Source organism: Pseudomonas sp. SIMBA_067 (assembly GCF_046534675.1).
GTDB classification, from domain to species: Bacteria; Pseudomonadota; Gammaproteobacteria; order Pseudomonadales; family Pseudomonadaceae; genus Aquipseudomonas; species Aquipseudomonas putida.
The window spans coordinates 93,010-113,468 of sequence record NZ_JAWRYH010000013.1; the positions used below are offsets into that span (position 1 = coordinate 93,010).

Here is a 20,459-nt window from a genome sequence, read left to right on the forward strand (position 1 = left end):
CCGCCTGTTGATTACTTGCCGTCGAGCAATACCCGCAGCATCCACGCGGTTTTCTCGTGCACCTGCATGCGCTGGGTCAGCAAGTCGGCAGTCGGCTCGTCACTGACCTTGTCCACTACCGGGAAAATACTGCGCGCAGTACGCACCACGGCCTCCTGGCCCTGGACCAGCTGGCGGATCATCTCGTCCGCCGGGGGTACGCCTTCCTCCTCCTGGATAGAGGAATGCCGTGCATAGAATGCATAAGACCCCGGCGCAGGGAAGCCCAGGGCACGGATGCGCTCGGCAATCGAATCGACTGCCAGTGCCAGTTCGTTGTACTGCTCCTCGAACATCAGGTGCAGGGTGCGGAACGACGGACCGGTGACGTTCCAGTGGAAATTATGGGTTTTCAGATACAGCACGTAGGTATCCGACAACAGGCGGGACAGCCCATCGACGATGGACTTGCGATCTTCTTCACTGATACCGATATCGATTGCCATTGAAGTTCCCCTTTCCATAAGGCTTGAGACTCAAGCGGACGCCGACCACTGTAGCAACACTTGACCCACACCGCCTGTGACATGGCGCAACACATCGCCCACTGAGGCCTGCGGTTTGAGTAGCCTTCGCCTTTGCTGTTAAATAGGCACCGTGCCACCCGTGCGGACTGTTATTGCCGGGTGCATAGGCTGGCTTGTCACGTGTTCGCGCCCTACACCTCATGCGCACCGTGCTGCCAGCTCTTCCTGTGATCGGCCTTCTCAACTGTGAGCCAACCCCATGTTCAAGATCGTCCATCTGGTGACGGGCGTGGCAGCCTTGCTGCTATCGCTCATACCGAGCCTGAAAACCGATGCAACACCCTTCCTGCAACAACCCGACGCGGTTTACCTTGCCCTGCTCGGCCTGCTCAACCTGGTCCTGGCCCCGGTCGTGCCGCTGTACTACCGCGGCGCCCGGCAGCAGTTGCAGCACCTTGCCTGCGCCCTGCTGGTGGTGGCGGTGGTGCTGCAGACCCTGACGCTGCTGGCTCGCCCGGAAATGGGCAACCTCGCGGCGCTGGTCTGTGCGGTACTGGCCGTGGCCCTGCACCTGGCGGTGGGTTTTGCCCGCAGCCCGCGCAAGGCACGCAGCATCCAGCATGCCGCCCAGGATACTGGCAACCGTGATACCGGCACGGTGAAGTGGTTCAACACCTCGAAAGGCTTTGGTTTCATCTCCCGCGATTCGGGTGATGACATCTTCGTGCACTTTCGTGCCATACGCGGCGAAGGCCACCGCATCCTGGTCGAAGGCCAGCGCGTGGAGTTTTCGGTGATGCACCGCGACAAGGGCCTGCAGGCCGAAGATGTGGTGGCAGTTACCCGCCGCTGATTGTCTTGCGATAGCGCTCCTTGTGGCCGCGGGCAGGCCCGCGCCCACAAGGATTCGTGTGATCAGTAATGAGGCGGCGGCGCCTCTTCCCCCTCGGTGCCGTACTGGCCGACCATCTCTTCATGGCGCTTGATCAATTCGGCCACCTGTAATTTCAGCCGCTCGATCACCTGCGCCTGCTCGACCACCACATCATTCAACGCCTGCAGGGTGTCATCCTGGAACGCCTGGCGGGTTTCCAGTTCGACGATTCGCAATTCCAGCGACATGTCAGGCCTCCTGATAGCCAGCAAGCTGCAGCCCACGCACGCGCTGGCGAATGGCTTGCAACTGGTCGTCGCGGTAGGCCACGGCCGGGCACTTGCCCCACACCGGTGCTGGCCAGGCGGCATCGTCACGCTGGCGCACGATCACGTGCATGTGCAACTGGCTGACCACATTGCCCAGGGTGGCCACGTTCATCTTGTCGGCGCCGTAGCTGGCCTTCAGTGCTTCAGCCAGCAGGGTGGTTTCCTGCCACAACTGCTGCTGCTCTGCCGCTTCCAGCTCGAACAGCTCGCTGATGCCGGCGCGCTTGGGCACCAGGATGAACCATGGGTAGTTGGCATCCTTGCTCAGCAACAGCTGGCATAACGCAAACTCCCCCAGCACCAGGGAATCCTGCTGCAAACGCGAATCCAGGACGAACACGGCATATCTCCTTCAGGCAAAAACAACCCGCTTTCAAGCGGAAAACAGGCCTGCAAGGATACCTTGCACATTCCCGGTAACACAGCGCTACTTTTCGCACCAAAATGAGGCCGTCTGCGCGCCGCCACCACACTTGTCACCCCACAAACGACTCTGGATGAACAAGTTGCGGTAACACATTGACTTTCATGACAGCCTTTCAAATTTTAATGATTCTCGACTCCATCATGCCCTGAGGTAGCCTTCGCCCCGTGTTTACGGCACTTTCCGACCCTCGGTAGCAGATTTTGTGAAAATTTCATGAAGTGTTGCGAATTTTGAGCACGCTTGTTGCATTCCCTTCACGCCAAGTCGGCACGACATCTGCAGTGGCAGGTGTACGCGACAAATAACAACAGCGGCATTGGTTACCAGGGAGTTTCCTCAACCAGAATCCGTAGTTACAGATTCGTTACGGTGACAGGAACAGCGCTGGCGTTATACGGCCCATAAACCGGGGCGTGATTTGCGACATGGAAATACCTAAAAGCGACATGGCAAAAAAGTTCCGCAAAGAGTCTATATAGCCATATCGCCAACAACAGTCAGCGTGCTATACATTTTCGCCGACATAACAAGAAAGAGCTGCACCCTATAACTAAAACACTTGGGCGCGGCGGTACTCTTCCTAAAAACCAAAGGAGCAAATCACGATGCGCGTGATGAAGTGGAGCATGATCGCCCTGGCCGTTGCGGCAGGGACCTCGCAGTTGGCAATGGCCTCGGCACAAGACGAGTCCAAAGGTTTCATCGAAGACAGCAAGCTGAACGTCAAGACCCGCATGCTGTACTTCAGCCGTGACTTCCGTAACAACGCGCCTGGCACCCAGAGCCGCGTTGAAGAAACCGGCCTTGGTTTCCTCGGCACCTTCGAATCGGGCTTCACCCAAGGCACCGTAGGCTTCGGTGTCGACGCCATCGGCATGCTGGGCCTCAAACTGGACAGCGGCAGGGGCCGTGCCGGCACCGGCCTGTTCCCGACAGGTTCCGACGGTCGCTCGCAGGATGACTACTCCGAAGGCGGCGGCGCAGTGAAAATGCGCATCTCCAACACTGTGCTCAAATGGGGTGACCAGTTCACCGCCCTGCCAGTGCTGGCTACCGACGACAGCCGACTGCTGCCGGAAGTTGCCGAAGGCGGCCTGATCACCAGCAACGAGATCGATGGCCTGACCCTGCACGCGGGTCACTTCACTGCCATGAACGCCCAGGCACAGACTTACCACGACAGCCTGAACATGACCGAGGCCAACGTCTTTGGTGGCACCTACGCCATTAATGACAACCTCAGCACCAGCGTTTACTACTCGCACATCGAAGACCATTTCCGCAAATGGTACGGCAACATCAACTGGGCGCTGCCGATCAGCGACAAGCAAGGCCTGGTGTTCGACTTCAACATCTATGACACCAAGTCCATCGGCAACAACCTGACCGGCGCATTCGTCAGCAAGGCCGACGGCAGCAACGAACTCGACAACATTGCAGCCAGCCTCTCGGCCGCCTACAACATTGGCGCCCACACCTTCACCCTGGCCTACCAGAAAGTCAGCGGCGACGGCGACTACGCCTACGGCGTCGACGGTGGCGGTACGGTCTTCCTGGCCAACTCCGTGGCCCGTTCCGACTTCAACGCCGAAGACGAGAAGTCCTGGCAGGCACGCTACGACCTGAACTTCGCCGAATTCGGCGTACCAGGCCTGACCTTCATGACCCGTTACGTGCGCGGTACTGGTGCAACTACCCGCACCACCGACGACGGCAAGGAATGGGAACGCGACATCGACGTGAAGTACGTGCTGCAAAGCGGCCCTGCCAAGGACCTGAGCTTGCGCGTACGTCAGGCCACCTACCGTTCGGGCGATGGCGTCTACTACGGTTCCCCATCGATCGACGAACTGCGCCTGATCGTGGAGTACCCGCTGAGCATCCTGTAAGCCTGGCTTGCAGTGCCCCGCACTTGAAAAAGCCCGGCGATCTCGCCGGGCTTTTTCTTGGCTGACAAGCGGCCCGCCCTGGGGCATCCTGTACGCCTTCGTTTCGCCCCCGTACAATGCGGGGCTATTTCAACGTCTTAGGCAATCGACACGGCTAACCATGCGCACCAGTCAATATTTGCTCGCCACCCAGAAAGAAACCCCTGCCGACGCAGTGGTCATCAGCCATCAGCTCATGCTGCGTGCCGGCATGATCCGCAAACTGGCCTCCGGCCTGTATACCTGGCTGCCGATGGGCCTGCGGGTAATGCGCAAGGTCGAGGCCGTGGTGCGTGAGGAAATGAACGCCGCCGGCGCCCTGGAAGTGCTGATGCCAAGCATCCAGCCTGCCGAGCTGTGGCAGGAGTCCGGCCGCTGGGAACAGTACGGCCCTGAGCTGCTGCGCCTGAAGGACCGCCACCAGCGCGACTTCTGCGTTGGCCCGACCCACGAAGAAGTCATCACCGACCTGGCCCGTAACGAGCTGTCCAGCTATAAACAGCTGCCGCTCAACATGTACCAGATCCAGACCAAGTTCCGTGACGAGATCCGCCCGCGCTTCGGCCTGATGCGCGGCCGCGAGTTCATCATGAAGGACGCCTACTCGTTCCATGCCGACCAGGCTTCCCTGCAGGAAACCTACGACCGCATGCACCAGGCGTACAGCAACGTATTCACCCGCCTGGGCCTGGACTTCCGCCCAGTGCAGGCCGACACCGGCTCGATCGGTGGCAGCTACTCGCACGAATTCCACGTGCTGGCCGAATCCGGCGAAGACGACGTGATCTTCAGCGACAGCTCCGACTACGCCGCCAACATCGAGAAGGCCGAGGCCATCCCGCGTGAAACCGTGCGCCCTGCCCCTACCGAGGAGCTGCGCCTGGTCGACACGCCAGATGCCAAGACCATCGCACAACTGGTTGAAAACCACGGCCTGGCGATCGAGAAGACCGTCAAGACCCTGATCGTGCGCGGCGCTGAAGAAGGCAAGCTGATTGCCCTGATCGTTCGCGGCGACCACGAGCTGAACGTAATCAAGGCCACCAAGCTGGAACAGGTTGCCGATCCTCTGGTCATGGCCACCGAAGCCGAACTGCGCGACGCCATTGGCGCCGGTGCCGGCTCGCTCGGCCCGCTGAACCTGCCGCTGGAATGCATCATCGACCGTTCGGTTGCCCTGATGAGCGACTTCGGCATCGGCGCCAACATCGACGACAAGCACTACTTCGGCGTGAACTGGGAGCGCGACCTGCCGGTTCCACAGGTCGCCGACCTGCGTAACGTGGTCGAAGGCGACCCAAGCCCGGATGGCCAAGGCACCCTGGTGATCAAGCGCGGCATTGAAGTGGGCCACATCTTCCAGCTGGGCACCAAGTACAGCGAAGCGCTGAAGTGCCAGGTACTGGGAGAGAACGGCAAGCCGGTGGTTCTGTCGATGGGCTGCTACGGTATCGGTGTGTCCCGCGTCGTCGCCGCTGCCATCGAGCAGAGCTATGACGACAAAGGCATCATCTGGAACGATGCCCTGGCCCCGTTCCAGATCGCTCTGGTACCGCTGCGCTACGAAACCGAGGTGGTTCGCGAGGCAACCGACAAGCTGTACGCCGAACTGACCGCCGCCGGCTTCGAAGTGCTGCTGGACGACCGCGACAAGAAGACCAGCCCAGGCATCAAGTTTGCCGACATGGAGCTGATCGGCATCCCACACCGCATCGTCGTCAGCGATCGCGGCCTGGCCGAAGGCAACCTGGAGTACAAGCACCGCACCGAGCAGGACGCCCAGGCGTTGCCGCTCAATGAAGTGCTGAGCTTCCTGCAGGCCCGCGTTCGCCGCTGATAACCAATGCACGAGTGATCATGTTCAAGCGAAGTACCTTTACCCTGGGGGGCGCCGCACTGTGCGGCGCCCTGCTCGTCAGCGGCTGCGCCAACCAGATGTCCCAGCGCAGCGACCACGAGGAGCGCGTCGAGCGCAAATTGCTCGAGCACACCCTGCAGATCGATGTCGGCGAGCCGAAGGTGATGGAGCTGCCGCAACGACGTGTGCGCGTGCATGAGCAGAAGCGCTTCGAAGTCACCGAGTTCGAAGTCACCCGTCGCTATGACCGCTACACGCCTTACCAGCCCTGGCGGGAGGTCTACGAGATCCCGCTGGGTGCAGTGGCCGTGGTAGCGGGCGTCGGCGCCAACGTGGTCAACGTCTTCGCCTTGGGCAACCTGCCGGAAAGCATCACCCATGACTGGCTGAGCTATGGCGTGGACGGGCTTAACCCGTTCATGAACGTGCCGTCCAACGGGCGTGCCCAGCAGAACCTGGCCGGGATCAGCGAAGTGCAGAAAGGCAAGCGCGAGGAATCGACCAGCGTGCCCTGGAGCGAACGCCTGGTCGAGGTCAAGGCCGGCAAGATGACCCACGAGCTGACCACCGACAGGAACGGCGTGCTGCGCCTGAACCTGCTCGACAGCCCGTTCTCCGAGCAGAACCTCAACCACGTCGGCACCCTGCACCTTCAGGTACTCGACGAGGACAACGCGGTGCGGGGTGATGCCAGCCTGCTGGTCAGCGCCACCTTGCGCAACAAGCTGCTCGAAGCCCATGAGCTGATCTTCGACGACCTCGAAGATGATGATGTCGGCCAGTGGGTACATCGGGTGAAGCGTCTGTCGGAGCTGGGCCTTGAAGAAGAAGCCAGTGAAATGGAACAAAGCCTGATCGAGCTGACTCGCAACGATCCGGAGCTGCAGCAGGAATTTCTGCAATCGCTGACCAAGGCCACTGGCCGGTTGGTGGCAGATCCGGGCGTGCAGTAAAAGAAGGGGCCGCTATGCGGCCCCTTTTCATTCAGGCGTAAACAGCTCCAACTGCTCATGCGCTCCGCGTAAATCGCGCAACCTCACCCCTACCCCCAGCAAGCGCACCGGCTTGCCACCCCGGGCGAACGCCTGCCCCAGAAGCTGCCGATAACTATCAAGGTCCCGCCCGGCCCCTGCCTGCTCCATGGTGGTCTGGCTGAAGTCATGGAACTTGACCTTGACGAACGGCTTGTCCGGCCGATAACTGCTGTCCATACGGGCGATGCGCTCGTTCAGGCTCTCCAGCAGCTCGGGTAACCGCGCCAGGCAACTGGCCAGGTCCGGCAGGTCGGTGTCGTAGGTGTTTTCCACGCTGACCGACTGCCTGCGGCTGTCATTGTGTACTGCACGCTCATCTACACCCCGCGCCAGCCCCCACAAACGCTCGCCAAAGCTGCCAAACTCACGCACCAGTGCCAGGCGCGACCATTCACGCAGGTCAAGGCAGGTTTCGATGCCCAGCCGCGTCAGTTTATCTGCCGTCACCTTGCCCACCCCATGCAGCCTGGCCACCGGCAAAGCGGCGACAAAGGCCTCCACCTCGCCCGGGGTAATCACGAACAGCCCGTTGGGTTTGCGCCAGTCACTGGCAATCTTGGCCAGGAACTTGTTTGGCGCCACGCCCGCCGACACGGTGATATGCAGGGTGCGGGCGACACGCCGGCGGATATCCTCGGCGATGCGCGTGGCACTACCCGAATACCACTGGCTGTCACTTACATCCAGGTAGGCTTCGTCCAGCGACAAAGGCTCGATCAGCTCGGTGTAGTCGCGGAAGATCGCATGGATTTCCCGCGAGGCCTCACGGTAGGCCTCGAAGCGCGGCTTGACGATCAACAGGTCGGGGCACAGCTTTAGTGCATGCCGTGACGACATGGCCGACCGCACACCATAGGCACGCGCTTCATAGTTGCAGGTAGCGATTACCCCACGGTGTTCAGGCGAGCCCCCAACCGCCATGGGCCGCCCGGCCAGGCGGGGGTCGTCACGCATCTCGATCGCGGCGTAGAAGCAATCGCAGTCGACGTGGATGATCTTGCGCAGAGACATGGATGGCCGTCAGCACTGTAAATTCATACAGATAGTATCGCATGCGACCTACCTGAAACACCTCACCCGCTGCATCACCCGACAATCTGCCTGAAAGCCCCGTCACGCCTGAGCCGCTTGCTGCTGACGAGCGCTAAGGGTTTGAACAAAAAAGGGTTTTTCAATGAAACTGCTTGACACTGTGGCGTAAATCCGTAGAATTCGATCTCACAGGCGCGGGATGGAGCAGCCTGGTAGCTCGTCGGGCTCATAACCCGAAGGTCGTCGGTTCAAATCCGGCTCCCGCAACCAGATTCAAGAAAAGGCCACTGTTCATACAGTGGCCTTTTTCTTTGCCTTAAAAAAAGTAAAACCGAAAAACCTTTGATAAATCAAAGCTTAGCGCTTGACACACCCTCAGCAAACTGTAGAATGCGCCCCACAGACGCGGGATGGAGCAGTCTGGTAGCTCGTCGGGCTCATAACCCGAAGGTCGTCGGTTCAAATCCGGCTCCCGCAACCAAGTTCAAGAAAAGGCCACTGTTAACGCAGTGGCCTTTTTCTTTGTCGGCTGAAAAGTGCCATCGGAAAAACATCGACAAATCAAAGCTTAGCGCTTGACATACAAACCACACGCTGTAGAATCCGCCCCACTGACGCGGGATGGAGCAGCCTGGTAGCTCGTCGGGCTCATAACCCGAAGGTCGTCGGTTCAAATCCGGCTCCCGCAACCATATTCGTCAGAACAAACCCCGCCTGTTTAACAGCAGCGCGGGGTTTGTTGCTTCTGCCCTCCCTGCTTTTCGTCGCATCGATTTTCCCCGCCCTCCAGCCAACCCGCAGGCTTGAGGCATCGTGCCCAGGATGAACTATCTTTAACCCTGCCAAGCCGCTGAAAGCGCCTGAGGCCGGAGTAACATTGGGTACGTTTTCCTAAGGGACTTTCACTTGGCCGTACCTCCCCTCAACCTCGCGCTGCAGGCCCGAGGCACCCCATGACTTCTCACAACCCCGAACCTCCGGTGCCACTGGCCTCGGCGCTACCCGGTGCCGTGCAGCGTCTGCCCTTGCTCGAACGCGTGAGCCGCTACCGCCAGCCCATCGGCCTGGCAGTGACCCTGGTGCTGTTCACCATGGCGTTGATTGCCTGCCGCCACCTGCTGAGCGAGCTGGACATCCATGCCTTGCACGGTGCCATGCTCAGCGTACCGGCCCAGTCAGTGCTGGGCGCCTTGCTGGCGACCGTGATCGGCTTCGTGATCCTGCTGGGTTACGAGTGGTCGGCCAGCCGCTATGCCGGCGTGAAACTGCCGGCACGCAGCCTGGTGCTTGGCGGCTTCAGCGCCTTTGCCATTGGCAACGCCATCGGCCTGTCGATGCTTTCGGGTGGCTCGGTGCGCTACCGCCTGTATGCACGCCAGGGGCTGGGCGCTGGCGAAGTCGCACGCATGACCGTGTTTGCCAGCCTGTCGCTAGGCTGCGCGCTGCCCCCCCTCGCCGCCTTGGCAACCTTGAGCGACCTGCCGGCAGCCTCGACCGCACTGGGGTTGGCGCCTGGCCTGCTGGCAGGTATCGCCGCCGCCGTGCTGGTGGCGTCCGCCCTGCTGGTGTTCGGCTTGTACCGCCGGCGCTTGGCCGAACAACCGCTGGCCAATAACCTGCTGGTGCAACTGGGCCGCCGTACACTGCGGCTGCCGGGCGCGCGCCTGGCCGCCCTGCAATTGCTGATTACCGCGCTGGATGTGGCAGCGGCCGCCACCGTACTGTATCTGCTGCTGCCTGAAGCACCACCCTTTGGCGCGTTTGTGCTGGTGTACCTGCTAGCCCTGGCCGCAGGCGTGCTCAGCCACGTACCGGGCGGCGTCGGGGTGTTCGAAGCCATCCTGCTGGCGGCTTTTGCCGACCAGCTCGGTGCCGCGCCGCTGGCGGCCGCCCTGCTGCTTTACCGGCTGATCTATGTGGTGCTGCCCCTGCTGCTGGCCTGCGTACTGCTACTGGCCAATGAAGCCCGGCGCCTGCTGTTCGCACAGCAGGCCATCAAGGCCGCCTCCGGGATGGCCGCCCCCATCCTGTCGATAATGGTATTCCTGTCTGGGGTGGTGCTGCTGTTTTCCGGCGTCACGCCCGAGATCGACACGCGCCTGGAGCACATGGGCTTCCTGGTGCCGCACCGGCTGATCGATGCTTCGCACTTTGGCGCGAGCCTGATCGGCGTGCTGTGCCTGTTGCTGGCCCAAGGCCTGCGCCGGCGGCTGTCCGCAGCCTGGCTGCTGACCACCGTGCTGCTCTTGGTCGGTGCCCTGCTGTCGCTGCTCAAGGGCTTTGACTGGGAAGAGGCTTGTCTGCTGACCTTCACCGCAGCCCTGCTAGCCTTGTTCCGTCGCTCGTTCTACCGCCCCAGCCGCCTGCTGGAGCTGCCATTTTCGCCAGTGTTCCTGGTGGCCAGTGCCTGTGCGGTCGGCGCATCGGTGTGGCTGCTGTTGTTTGCCTACCAGGATGTGCCCTACAGCCATCAGCTGTGGTGGCAGTTCACCCTCGACGCCGATGCCCCGCGCGGCCTGCGCGCCGCCATGGGCAGCGCCTTGCTGCTGGCTGCCTTGGCGCTGACCTGGCTGCTGCGCACCGCGCCGCCGGTGATCCACCTGCCCGACGACGAAGAACTGCAGCGCGCCAACCGTATCCTGCTGGCCTCCGACCAGCCCGACGGCGGCCTGGCCCTGACCGGCGACAAGGCGTTGCTGTTTCACCCACGCGACAATGCCTTCCTTATGTACGCCCGTCGCGGCCGTAGCCTGGTGGCCCTGTACGACCCGATCGGCCCGGCCCAGGAACGCGCCGAAATGATCTGGCAGTTCCGTGACCTGTGCGACCTGCACCACGCCCGGCCAGTGTTCTACCAGGTGCGCGCCGAAAACCTGCCGTTCTATATGGACATTGGCCTGACCGCACTGAAGCTGGGCGAAGAAGCCCGGGTGGACTTGCGCCGCTTCGACCTCGAAGCCAAGGGCAAAGAGATGAAGGACCTGCGCTACACGTGGAACCGCGGTGGCCGCGATGGCCTGAGCCTGGAAATTCACGAACCTGGCCACGCCCCGCTGGCAGAGCTGAAGGAAATTTCCGATGCCTGGCTCGACGGTAAAAACGTGCGCGAAAAAGGCTTCTCGTTGGGGCGCTTTAGCCCGGAGTACCTGCAGCACTTCCGCATCGCACTGATCCGCTTCCAGGGCCGGCCGGTGGCGTTCGCCAACCTGCTGGAGACCCACAGCAACGAGCTGGCCAGCCTCGACCTGATGCGTGCGCACCCCGAGGCACCGAAGCTGACCATGGAGTTCATGATGATCGGCCTGATCCTGCACTACAAAAGCCATGAGTATTCCCGCTTCAGCCTGGGCATGGTGCCGCTTTCAGGCCTGCAGCCGCGGCGTGGCGCGCCCCTGACCCAGCGCCTGGGCTCGATGGTGTTCCGCCGTGGCGAACAGCTTTACAACTTCCAGGGGCTTCGACGCTTCAAGGACAAATTCCAACCGGATTGGGAACCCCGCTACATGGCCGTGCCGGCCGGGCTCGACCCGCTTGTGGCACTGGCCGATACTGCCGCCCTGATTGCAGGCGGCCTGACTGGATTGGTGAAACGTTGATGACCCGACGCTTTTGGCTGTACCTGCTGGTTCCTCTGCTGCTGGCCGCCCTGGGAGGGGTGCTGGCATTCTGGCTGTGGACGCGCCCGGCCCCCGAGGCGCGCCTGGAGCAATTGAGCAGCAATGGCGCCAGCATCACCCGCGTGACCCCAGGCGTGCACCCGAAGGCCCGGGTGGCCATCGGTGTGCCACAGGATCAGGCGCTGACGGACAAGCAGCTGCTCGACCTGAGCCAGGCCGGTGAAGCCCAGCTGGTGCAGGTGGTTTTGCCGCCTAACGACTGCAGCAAGCAGCAACAGGTCATGGACCAGGCCCTGGCCGAGCTGTCGGACAAGCCGACATTGGTCGCTGGTATCGGCCCTGGCGCCGCCCAGGCCTGGCGCTGGCTGGCCAGCCAGAACGATGACAAGGCCCGGGCAATTTCCGTGGACTTCACCGTCGAGCAACCCGGCTGCCAGGCACCGCTGCCCAAAGCGGCTGCCCATGGCCACTGGAACGTCGCCTGGAACGACAACCCGGATGACGCCAGTGCCGCATTCGTGCGCGACCAGGCCAATGCCGAAACCAGCATCAGTGACTACGACATCCACTTGCCACAAGTGCTCAAGGCCCAGCTGACCCAGGCCCTGGTAGGCCAGGATGGCAACGCCCTGGCCATCCCCGTGGTCGAAGTGCCGGCCGGGCAGACCACCGACACAGTCACCCTGTTCCTCTCCGGTGACGGCGGCTGGCGTGACCTGGACCGCGATGTCGCCGGGGAAATGGCCAAGCTGGGCTACCCGGTGGTGGGTATCGACACGCTGCGCTATTACTGGCAGCACAAGACCCCGGAGCAAAGTGCGGCCGACCTGTCCGAGCTGATGCAACATTACCGGCAGAAGTGGGGTACCAAGCGCTTTGTACTGACCGGCTATTCGTTCGGTGCCGATGTGCTGCCGGCAATCTACAACCGCCTGCCGGTGGAGGACCAGCAACGCATCGACGCGGTGATGCTGCTGGCCTTTGCCCGCAGCGGCAGCTTCGAGATCGAGGTCGAGGGCTGGCTGGGCAAGGAAGGCCAGGAGGCCCCAACCGGTCCGGAAATGGCCAGGCTGCCGGCCGCCAAGGTGGTGTGCGTGTATGGCGTGGAAGAGACCGACGAAAGCGGTTGCACCGAAAAGACCGCGGTGGGTGAGCGCCTGAAGCTGCCTGGGGGGCACCACTTTGATGAGAACTACCCGGCGCTGGCCAAGCGCTTGATTGGTGAGATCGAGACACGCCAAGGCAAGTCCAGCGTCGCTGAACAGAACTGAGCTCTCACCGTTGGAAGATTGACGCGGTCAATGTAGGACCGCGTCGAGTCTTGCCAACTCAGATCTCGACCTGGGTCCCCAGTTCGATCACCCGGTTCAGCGGCAGGTTGAAGAAGCGCAGGTTCCCGTTGGCATTCTTCAGCAAGAACGCGAACAGGTTGCCCCGCCAGCGCGACATCCCCTCCAGCCGCGAAGCGATTACCGTCTCGCGGCTGAGGAAGTAAGTGGTGCGCATCGGGGTGAAGTCCAGATCGTCCAGATGGCACAGCTTCAATGCCGCCGGCACGTCGGGCTCGTCCATGAAGCCAAAGTGCAACAGCACTCGGAAGAACCCGTCACCATAAGCCTCCACCTCGAAGCGCTCCTGCTCCGGTACCCGCGGCCGGTCCTCGCTGACCACAGTCAGCAACACCACCTGGCTGTGCAGCACCTGGTTATGCAGCATGTTGTGCAACAAGGCGTGGGGCACTGCATCCGACCGGGCAGTGAGGAACACCGCCGTCCCTTCGACCCGGTGCGGCGGTTGAATGCGGATACTGCTGATGAACAGCGGCAATGGCAGCGCACCTTCGTCGATGCGCTCCACCAGGATCTGCTTACCGCGCTTCCAGGTGCTCATCAGCAGGAACAGCACACCGCCAGCCAGCACCGGGAAGGCACCGCCCTGGAAGATTTTCGGCACGTTGGCGGCGAAGAACAGCCCATCCACAAACAGGAAGCCCACCAGGATCGGTACTGCCAGCACCGGCGGCCACTTCCACAACAGCAGCATCACCGCCGACACCAGAATGGTGGTCATCAGCATGGTGCCGGTTACTGCCACGCCGTAGGCCGCCGCCAGGGCGCCGGACGACTCGAAGCCGATCACCAGCAGCACCACGCCCACCATTAGCGTCCAGTTCACGGCGCCAATGTAGATCTGCCCCTGCTCGTCGCTGGAGGTGTGCTGGATCTGCATGCGCGGAATGTAACCCAGCTGGATGGCCTGGCGGGTCAGGGAAAAGGCCCCGGAAATGACCGCCTGCGAGGCGATCACAGTGGCCATTGTGGCCAACCCGACCAACGGCAACAGCGCCCAGCTCGGCGCCAGCAGGTAGAAGGGGTTGCGGGCCGCCTCCGGGTTTTGCAGCAGCAGTGCACCCTGGCCGAAATAGTTGAGTACCAACGCGGGCAGCACCAGGATGAACCAGGCCCGGGCAATCGGCTTGCGGCCAAAATGCCCCATGTCGGCATACAGCGCCTCGGCACCGGTCAGCGCCAGCACCACGGCACCGAGGATGGCTACGCCCATGCCTGGGTGAACCACGAAGAAGTTCACCGCCCAGCCCGGGTTGAAGGCCTTGAGCACTTCCGGGCTCTGTGAGATGCCGTGCACGCCCAATGCGCCCAGCACCACGAACCAGGTGACCATGATCGGGCCGAACAGCTTGCCGATTTTCTCGGTGCCGTGCTTCTGCACCAGGAACAGCGCCACCAGCACCACCAGCGAAATCGGCACCACCCAGTGGTCGATTCCGTCAAACGCCAGGCCCATGCCCTCCACGGCCGAGAGCACCGATACCGCCGGGGTGATCATGCTGTCGCCATAGAACAGCGAAGCGCCGATCAAACCGCAGATCACCATCAGCGTACGCAACCGCGGGTAGGCGGCCGTAGCCCGCCGCGCCAGCGCGGTCAGCGCCATGGTGCCACCCTCGCCCTGGTTGTCGGCGCGCAGGATGAACATCACATACTTGAACGACACCACCCATAACAGCGACCACAGGATCAGCGACAGGATCCCCAGCACGCCATCATGGTTGACCGGCACCCCGTAGCCGCCGGTGAAGACTTCCTTGAGGGTATACAACGGGCTGGTGCCAATATCGCCATAAACCACCCCGACCGCCGCCACGAGCAGGCCCAGCGACCGCGCCGCCCCCTGCTTCCCCGCGTGCCCGCCCTCGGCGTGACTGCTTGCCTGAACCATCGACCACTCCCGCAGACGGCCATCTCGGCCTTTAGTATTCACTCGCGCGCCAGGCCCCCGAAGGCACCTTCACGCAACGGCGCGAAGCATAGCGCAGCGTTCGTCGTATTTCTGCTGGTCAAGCGACCTTGCGCTCGCTAGAATTGCGCACTTTTTGATCAGAGGCGCCAAAAAGCGCCCGTCAAGATCGCCCGCGATTCCGGCCGGGCGACCTGCATTCAATACCGAGGTTAGTCATGTCCACCACGCCCGCCACCCCCAAGGTAGGTTTCGTAAGCCTGGGTTGCCCAAAAGCCCTGGTCGATTCCGAGCGCATCCTCACCCAGCTGCGCATGGAAGGTTATGAAGTCGTGCCCACCTACGAGGACGCCGACGTGGTGGTGGTCAACACCTGCGGCTTCATCGACAGCGCCAAGGCCGAGTCGCTGGAAGTGATCGGCGAAGCGATCAAGGAAAACGGCAAGGTCATCGTCACCGGCTGCATGGGTGTCGAGGAAGGCAGCATCCGTGACGTGCACCCCAGCGTGCTGTCGGTCACCGGCCCACAGCAGTACGAGCAGGTGGTCAACGCCGTACACGAAGTGGTACCGCCACGCCAGGACCACAACCCACTGATCGACCTGGTGCCGCCCCAGGGAATCAAGCTGACCCCGCGCCACTATGCGTACCTGAAGATTTCCGAAGGCTGCAACCACAGCTGCAGCTTCTGCATCATCCCGTCGATGCGCGGCAAGCTGGTCAGCCGCCCGGTGGGTGAAGTACTGAGCGAGGCCGAGCGCCTGGTCAAGGCCGGGGTCAAGGAGATCCTGGTGATTTCCCAGGACACCAGCGCCTACGGCGTCGACGTCAAGTACAAGACCGACTTCTGGAACGGCCGCCCGGTCAAGACCCGCATGCTCGAACTGTGCGAGGCCCTGAGCAGCTTGGGTGCCTGGGTACGCCTGCACTATGTGTACCCGTACCCGAACGTCGACGACGTGATCCCGCTGATGGCCGCCGGCAAGATCCTGCCGTACCTGGACATCCCGTTCCAGCACGCCAGCCCGAAGGTTCTCAAGTCGATGAAGCGCCCTGCCTTCGAAGACCGCACCCTGGCGCGCATCAAGAACTGGCGCGAACAGTGCCCTGAGCTGGTGATCCGCTCCACCTTCATTGTCGGCTTCCCAGGCGAGACCGAGGAAGACTTCCAGTACCTGCTGGACTGGCTGACCGAAGCCCAGCTCGACCGTGTGGGCTGCTTCCAGTACTCGCCTGTAGAAGGCGCCCCGGCCAACGACCTGGGCCTGGAAGAAGTGCCGGACGACATCAAGCAAGCGCGCTGGGACCGCTTCATGGCCCACCAGCAGGCCATCAGCACCGCCCGCCTGCAACTGCGCATCGGCAAGGAAATCGAAGTGCTGATCGACGAAGTCGAGGAACAGGGTTCGGTTGGCCGCAGCTTCTTCGATGCCCCGGAAATCGACGGCAGCGTGTTCATCGATGGCGACCATGGCTTCAAGCCAGGCGACAAAGTGCGTTGCCGTGTAGTGGATGCCGACGAATACGACATGTGGGCAGAGCCCATCTAAAACGGCTGAAACCTGAAAAGCCCCTGCCTTGGCATTCCCGCTTGGAATGACCGGAGCAGGGGCTTTTTTACGGGTCGCGCAACGCGAACAAGCCGACCGGTGGTTGGCCTGCTATGTTTTCCTGATCGCCATGGAGGACCACCGGCATGCCATCGCTACTGACGCTACAAACCCCGCACTTGCGCGACTATGGCGAGCTTGTGCAGGTGTGGGAGGACTCGGTACGTGCCACTCACGATTTCCTGCCAGAGGGCTACATTGTTTTACTGCGCGAACAGGTGCTGCGCCGCTACCTCGACGCAGTGATGCTGATCTGCTGCAAGGACCGGCAGCGCATCTGTGGCTTTGCCGGGGTCGCCAACGGGCGCGTGGACATGCTGTTTGTTGCCCCTGAGTACCGCGGCAAAGGGGTGGGCAAGCGCCTGCTGCACTATGCGATCGACGAGCTGAACGCCGAGCGCCTGGACGTCAACGAGCAGAACTCTCAGGCCTTGGGCTTTTACCTGCACGAAGGCTTCGAGGTAATCGGCCGATCGGAAACCGACGGCCTGGGCCAGCCCTACCCTCTTCTGCACATGCGCCTTGGCAAAATGGCGTAAATGACACAGATTCCCAGCCCCTCTGCCGCTCAGGCAGGTACAATGCTGGCCTTTCCCTGCCTTTGCGAATTGCCGTCATGTCCGAACCCGTCCGCCTGTCCAAACGCCTTATCGAGCAACTTGGCTGCTCCCGCCGCGATGCCGAGCTCTATATCGAAGGTGGCTGGGTCACGGTCGACGGCGTGGTGGTCGAGCAGCCGCAGTTCAAGGTAGAGGACCAGCGCGTCGAGCTGCTCCCGGGTGCCCGCGTCGAAGCGCTGGAGCCGGTAACCCTGCTGCTCAACCAGGCGGCCGGCGTGGACAGCGAAAGCGCCCGCGCCAGCATGAACATGGCCACCCTCAGCGAGGCGCACCGCGAAGGCGTGCGCGCCCTGCATGGGCACTTTAACCGCCAGGCCTGCGTGGCACCGCTCGAGCGCGGCGCCAGCGGCCTGCAGGTATTCACCCAGGACTGGCGGGTAAGCCGCAAGATCGAGGCCGACCTGCGTCGCCTGGAGCAGGAGTTCATTGTCGAAGTGCGCGGCGAGACCACACCTCAGGCGCTGGAACGCCTGGCGCGCGGTGCCACGCGCAATGACCGCGAGCTGCCCAAGGCCAAGGCCAGTTGGCAGAACGAGACCCACCTGCGCATGGTGCTGAAAAACCCCCAACCCGGGCAGATCGCCGAGCTGTGCGCCTACCTGCGCCTGGAACTGGTAAGCATGCGACGCATTCGCCTGGGTGGTGTGTCGATGGGCAAGCTGCCCCTCGGCCAATGGCGCTACGTGGCGACTACCGAACGTTTCTAAGCAATACGCCACGCACAAGCGTGGCACCTGAACAGGATTCTGCAGCAATGAACCACAACGACGTCCTGCGCAGCCTGCGCTACATGCTCAAGGTGAACGACGCCAAGATGGCCGAGATCATCGGGCTTTCCGGCCTCGAGGTGACCCCCCTGGTATTGGCCACCTACCTGAAGAAAGAAGAAGAGGAAGGCTTCGTCCGTTGCCCTGATCGGGTGATGGCGCACTTCCTCGATGGCCTGGTAATCCACCGCCGCGGCAAGGACGATAGCCGCCCGCCACTGCCGGTTGAGCTGCCAGTGACCAACAACCTTATCCTCAAGAAGCTGCGTGTGGCCTTCGAGCTCAAGGAAGACGACCTGCACGTGATCCTCAAGTCGGTCAACTTCCCGGTCAGCAAGCCTGAACTGAGCGCGCTGTTCCGCAAGGCCGGCCACGAAAACTACCGCCCGTGCGGCGACCAGTTGCTGCGCAACTTCCTCAAAGGCCTGACCCAGCGCGTGCGCGGCTGAGTGGCCATGCAGCATACGGTTGCACCCGTCGGCATCGTCCGCTCCTGCTTCAAGGAGAAATTCGCCATCCCGCGCCAGCCCCAACTGGCGCCTGCGGCGCGGGGCGTGCTCGAACTACTGCCGCCGTTCGACCAAGGTGATGCGGTCGAAGGCCTGGAGCAGGTCAGCCATGTCTGGCTACTGTTCCTGTTTCACCAGGCCCTCGAGGACAAGCCGCGCCTGAAAGTGCGGCCACCGCGTCTGGGCGGCAACAAGAGCATGGGGGTGTTCGCCACTCGTGCCACCCACCGGCCAAACGGCATCGGCCAGTCGGTCGTGCGCCTGGAGGGTGTAGAGCCTGGGCGCCTGTTGCTGTCCGGGATCGACCTGCTCGATGGCACGCCGGTACTGGACATCAAGCCGTATGTGCCATACGCCGACTGCATTACAGACGCCAGCAACCAGATGGCCAACGCAGCGCCCGCCGCGATTGCCGTGCAGTGGGGCGAAAACGCCCTGCCCCAAGCCCGCGAGCATGCACTGCGCCTGGCTGAACCGCTGGTAGAACTGATAGAACAATGCCTGGCGCAAGACCCGCGCCCGGCCTACCAGGTACCACCGGCCGAGCGTGTGTACGGAGTGAAGTTCTGGGATGTGCAGGTGAGGTGGCATTACCCTCAGCCGGAGGTGATCCGGGTGTTGGAGGTGGTGCTGGCCTGACCGCGCACCGACGCGAACAGCGCACATGAAAAAGGCGACCCGAAGGTCGCCTTTTTCGTACTACAGCCGCGCGATCAGCGCGCTGGGCCTTCGGCCACGCCCAGGTCATCAGTTGGACGGGTATCGACCAGCGGTGCACCACCGGAGGCCAGCTCGGAGGCCAGCTTGTCGTTGTCCATTTCCTTGACCCACTTGGCCACGACCACGGTGGCAACGGCATTGCCCACCAGGTTGGTCAGTGCGCGGGCTTCAGACATGAAGCGGTCGATGCCGAGGATCAGCGCCAGGCCAGCTACCGGCAGGTGGCCAACAGCCGACAGGGTGGCGGCCAGCACGATGAAGCCCGAACCGGTGACGCCGGCAGCACCTTTGGAAGCCACCAGCAGCACCAGCAGCAGGGTGATCTGGTGGGTGATGTCCATGGTGGTGTCGGTGGCCTGGGCGATGAACACCGCAGCCATGGTCAGGTAGATCGAGGTGCCGTCCAGGTTGAACGAGTAACCGGTCGGAATGACCAGGCCGACGACCGACTTCTTCGCGCCCAGGCGCTCCATCTTGGCCAGCATGCGTGGCAGGGCCGATTCCGAGGAGGAAGTGCCCAGCACGATCAGCAGCTCTTCACGGATATAGCGGATCAGCTTGAGCACGCTGAAGCCGTGGGCGCGGCAGATACCGCCCAGCACCACCAGCACGAACAGCAGGCAGGTGATGTAGAAGCACGCCATCAGGTAGCCCAGTTGCACCAGCGAACCCACGCCGTACTGGCCGATGGTGAAGGCCATGGCGCCGAAAGCACCGATCGGGGCCAGTTTCATGATCATGTTGATGATGTTGAACATGACATGGGCGAAGCGGTCGATCATGTCCAGCAACGGCTTGCCGTAGCTGCCCAGGCGGTGCAGGGCAAAGCCGAACAGCACCGAGAACATCAGCACCTGCAGGATGTCGCCGTTGGCGAAGGCACCCACTACCGTGTTAGGGATGACATTGAGCAGGAAGCCGACGGTGGTCTGCTGTGCGCCGGCGGCGGCGTAGGCGGCCACGCTGCTGGCGTTCAGGGTGCTGACGTCGATGTGCATGCCAGCGCCCGGCTTGACCACGTTGACGACGACGAGGCCGATGATCAGGGCGATGGTGGAGACGATTTCAAAGTACAGCAGCGCGTAGCCGCCAGTCTTGCCGACCGACTTCATGCTCTGCATGCCGGCGATGCCGCTGACCACGGTGCAGAAGATGATCGGGGCAATGACCATCTTGATCAGTTTGACGAAGCCGTCACCCAAGGGTTTGAGGGCGACGCCCGTTTCCGGGTAGTAGTGGCCGAGCAGGATGCCGATGGTGATGGCAACGATCACCTGGACATACAGGGATTTGTACAGCGGCTGACGTGTCGTCATGGCTCATTTTCCTCAAGTGTGCCGGTTCACCCTTCCCAGGGTGATGGGGCACCT

17 protein-coding genes and 3 tRNA genes are annotated in these 20,459 nt (G+C 62.3%); 14 read left to right on the forward strand and 6 right to left on the reverse strand.

Going from position 1 to position 20,459, the window contains the following annotated elements; translation table 11 throughout:
• Positions 1 to 11: 11 nt before the first annotated feature.
• Positions 12 to 485 carry a Dps family protein gene (locus SB765_RS23935; protein ID WP_341796554.1) on the reverse strand — a complete coding sequence of 158 codons (474 nt, stop codon included), beginning with the start codon at positions 483 to 485 and terminating at the stop codon, positions 12 to 14.
• A gap of 280 nt (positions 486 to 765) precedes the next feature.
• Here SB765_RS23935 and SB765_RS23940 point away from each other — a divergent pair, with 280 nt between their 5' ends.
• Entirely contained in the window at positions 766 to 1,359 is a 594-nt protein-coding gene (locus SB765_RS23940) for a cold-shock protein (RefSeq protein ID WP_341796555.1), read from the forward strand.
• 62 nt (positions 1,360 to 1,421) lie between these two features.
• Here SB765_RS23940 and SB765_RS23945 read toward each other — a convergent pair whose 3' ends face one another.
• Complete coding sequence (locus tag SB765_RS23945) at positions 1,422 to 1,628, reverse strand: SlyX family protein (protein ID WP_016498318.1); 207 nt, start codon at positions 1,626 to 1,628, stop codon at positions 1,422 to 1,424.
• A gap of 1 nt (position 1,629) precedes the next feature.
• A complete protein-coding gene (locus tag SB765_RS23950; protein WP_016498317.1) occupies positions 1,630 to 2,049 on the reverse strand; it encodes an HIT family protein in 420 nt (139 codons plus the stop codon).
• 692 nt (positions 2,050 to 2,741) lie between these two features.
• On the opposite strand from SB765_RS23950, the gene SB765_RS23955 reads away from it, so the two are divergent.
• The 3 genes from SB765_RS23955 to SB765_RS23965 all read left to right on the forward strand — a co-directional run bounded on the left by SB765_RS23955 (position 2,742) and on the right by SB765_RS23965 (position 6,875).
• Positions 2,742 to 4,025, forward strand: coding sequence for an OprD family porin (locus SB765_RS23955; protein WP_338744939.1), 1,284 nt, complete (start codon positions 2,742 to 2,744; stop codon positions 4,023 to 4,025).
• 160 nt (positions 4,026 to 4,185) lie between these two features.
• The gene (locus SB765_RS23960; RefSeq protein ID WP_410932044.1) at positions 4,186 to 5,901 is read left to right on the forward strand and encodes a proline--tRNA ligase; all 1,716 of its coding nucleotides are present in this window, start codon (positions 4,186 to 4,188) and stop codon (positions 5,899 to 5,901) included.
• A 20-nt stretch (positions 5,902 to 5,921) separates the two neighbouring features.
• Entirely contained in the window at positions 5,922 to 6,875 is a 954-nt protein-coding gene (locus SB765_RS23965; protein ID WP_016498315.1) for a hypothetical protein, read from the forward strand.
• Positions 6,876 to 6,902: 27 nt separating this feature from the next.
• Here SB765_RS23965 and dinB read toward each other — a convergent pair whose 3' ends face one another.
• Positions 6,903 to 7,961, reverse strand: coding sequence for a DNA polymerase IV (gene dinB / locus SB765_RS23970; protein ID WP_410932055.1), 1,059 nt, complete (start codon positions 7,959 to 7,961; stop codon positions 6,903 to 6,905).
• A gap of 220 nt (positions 7,962 to 8,181) precedes the next feature.
• Here dinB and SB765_RS23975 point away from each other — a divergent pair.
• The 5 genes from SB765_RS23975 (at position 8,182) to SB765_RS23995 (ending at position 12,876) form a co-directional block, all read left to right on the forward strand.
• Positions 8,182 to 8,258: transfer RNA gene (locus SB765_RS23975), tRNA-Met, on the forward strand.
• Between the two features lie 134 nt (positions 8,259 to 8,392).
• Positions 8,393 to 8,469, forward strand: a tRNA-Met gene (locus tag SB765_RS23980).
• 134 nt (positions 8,470 to 8,603) lie between these two features.
• Positions 8,604 to 8,680, forward strand: a tRNA-Met gene (locus SB765_RS23985).
• A gap of 261 nt (positions 8,681 to 8,941) precedes the next feature.
• Positions 8,942 to 11,584 carry a bifunctional lysylphosphatidylglycerol flippase/synthetase MprF gene (gene mprF / locus SB765_RS23990; protein WP_341796558.1) on the forward strand — a complete coding sequence of 881 codons (2,643 nt, stop codon included), beginning with the start codon at positions 8,942 to 8,944 and terminating at the stop codon, positions 11,582 to 11,584.
• Positions 11,584 to 12,876 carry a virulence factor family protein gene (locus SB765_RS23995; protein ID WP_410932045.1) on the forward strand — a complete coding sequence of 431 codons (1,293 nt, stop codon included), beginning with the start codon at positions 11,584 to 11,586 and terminating at the stop codon, positions 12,874 to 12,876. The genes mprF and SB765_RS23995 overlap by 1 nt, the downstream gene beginning before the upstream one ends.
• 58 nt (positions 12,877 to 12,934) lie before the next feature.
• Here the strand turns inward: SB765_RS23995 and SB765_RS24000 are convergent, their stop codons facing one another.
• Positions 12,935 to 14,845 (reverse strand): potassium transporter Kup, encoded by a 1,911-nt coding sequence (locus tag SB765_RS24000; protein WP_063427441.1) that lies wholly within the window; start codon positions 14,843 to 14,845, stop codon positions 12,935 to 12,937.
• 236 nt (positions 14,846 to 15,081) lie between these two features.
• On the opposite strand from SB765_RS24000, the gene rimO reads away from it, so the two are divergent.
• The 5 genes from rimO (at position 15,082) to tsaA (ending at position 19,008) form a co-directional block, all read left to right on the forward strand.
• Positions 15,082 to 16,413, forward strand: coding sequence for a 30S ribosomal protein S12 methylthiotransferase RimO (gene rimO / locus SB765_RS24005; protein ID WP_059394723.1), 1,332 nt, complete (start codon positions 15,082 to 15,084; stop codon positions 16,411 to 16,413).
• Positions 16,414 to 16,559: 146 nt separating this feature from the next.
• A complete protein-coding gene (locus SB765_RS24010; RefSeq protein ID WP_138737788.1) occupies positions 16,560 to 17,012 on the forward strand; it encodes a GNAT family N-acetyltransferase in 453 nt (150 codons plus the stop codon).
• Positions 17,013 to 17,089: 77 nt separating this feature from the next.
• Positions 17,090 to 17,800 (forward strand): rRNA pseudouridine synthase, encoded by a 711-nt coding sequence (locus SB765_RS24015; RefSeq protein ID WP_049277699.1) that lies wholly within the window; start codon positions 17,090 to 17,092, stop codon positions 17,798 to 17,800.
• Positions 17,801 to 17,847: 47 nt separating this feature from the next.
• Entirely contained in the window at positions 17,848 to 18,309 is a 462-nt protein-coding gene (locus SB765_RS24020) for a DUF1456 family protein (protein ID WP_341796559.1), read from the forward strand.
• A gap of 6 nt (positions 18,310 to 18,315) precedes the next feature.
• Complete coding sequence (tsaA, locus tag SB765_RS24025) at positions 18,316 to 19,008, forward strand: tRNA (N6-threonylcarbamoyladenosine(37)-N6)-methyltransferase TrmO (RefSeq protein WP_059394717.1); 693 nt, start codon at positions 18,316 to 18,318, stop codon at positions 19,006 to 19,008.
• A gap of 74 nt (positions 19,009 to 19,082) precedes the next feature.
• Here tsaA and SB765_RS24030 read toward each other — a convergent pair whose 3' ends face one another.
• Positions 19,083 to 20,405, reverse strand: coding sequence for a dicarboxylate/amino acid:cation symporter (locus SB765_RS24030; RefSeq protein ID WP_016488678.1), 1,323 nt, complete (start codon positions 20,403 to 20,405; stop codon positions 19,083 to 19,085).
• Between the last annotated feature and the right edge of the window lie 54 nt (positions 20,406 to 20,459).

Bases quoted from the DNA above. Each gene is read 5' to 3' on its own strand.
- rimO (WP_059394723.1), top strand. From the start codon at position 15,082: ATGTCCACCACGCCCGCCACCCCCAAGGTAGGTTTCGTAAGCCTGGGT.
- SB765_RS24010 (WP_138737788.1), top strand. From the start codon at position 16,560: ATGCCATCGCTACTGACGCTACAAACCCCGCACTTGCGCGACTATGGC.
- SB765_RS23940 (WP_341796555.1), top strand. From the start codon at position 766: ATGTTCAAGATCGTCCATCTGGTGACGGGCGTGGCAGCCTTGCTGCTA.
- SB765_RS24020 (WP_341796559.1), top strand. From the start codon at position 17,848: ATGAACCACAACGACGTCCTGCGCAGCCTGCGCTACATGCTCAAGGTG.
- mprF (WP_341796558.1), top strand. From the start codon at position 8,942: ATGACTTCTCACAACCCCGAACCTCCGGTGCCACTGGCCTCGGCGCTA.
- SB765_RS24030 (WP_016488678.1), bottom strand. From the start codon at position 20,405: ATGACGACACGTCAGCCGCTGTACAAATCCCTGTATGTCCAGGTGATC.
- SB765_RS23945 (WP_016498318.1), bottom strand. From the start codon at position 1,628: ATGTCGCTGGAATTGCGAATCGTCGAACTGGAAACCCGCCAGGCGTTC.
- tsaA (WP_059394717.1), top strand. From the start codon at position 18,316: ATGCAGCATACGGTTGCACCCGTCGGCATCGTCCGCTCCTGCTTCAAG.
- SB765_RS23935 (WP_341796554.1), bottom strand. From the start codon at position 485: ATGGCAATCGATATCGGTATCAGTGAAGAAGATCGCAAGTCCATCGTC.
- SB765_RS23960 (WP_410932044.1), top strand. From the start codon at position 4,186: ATGCGCACCAGTCAATATTTGCTCGCCACCCAGAAAGAAACCCCTGCC.
- SB765_RS23965 (WP_016498315.1), top strand. From the start codon at position 5,922: ATGTTCAAGCGAAGTACCTTTACCCTGGGGGGCGCCGCACTGTGCGGC.
- SB765_RS23995 (WP_410932045.1), top strand. From the start codon at position 11,584: ATGACCCGACGCTTTTGGCTGTACCTGCTGGTTCCTCTGCTGCTGGCC.
- SB765_RS24000 (WP_063427441.1), bottom strand. From the start codon at position 14,845: ATGGTTCAGGCAAGCAGTCACGCCGAGGGCGGGCACGCGGGGAAGCAG.
- SB765_RS23955 (WP_338744939.1), top strand. From the start codon at position 2,742: ATGCGCGTGATGAAGTGGAGCATGATCGCCCTGGCCGTTGCGGCAGGG.
- SB765_RS24015 (WP_049277699.1), top strand. From the start codon at position 17,090: ATGTCCGAACCCGTCCGCCTGTCCAAACGCCTTATCGAGCAACTTGGC.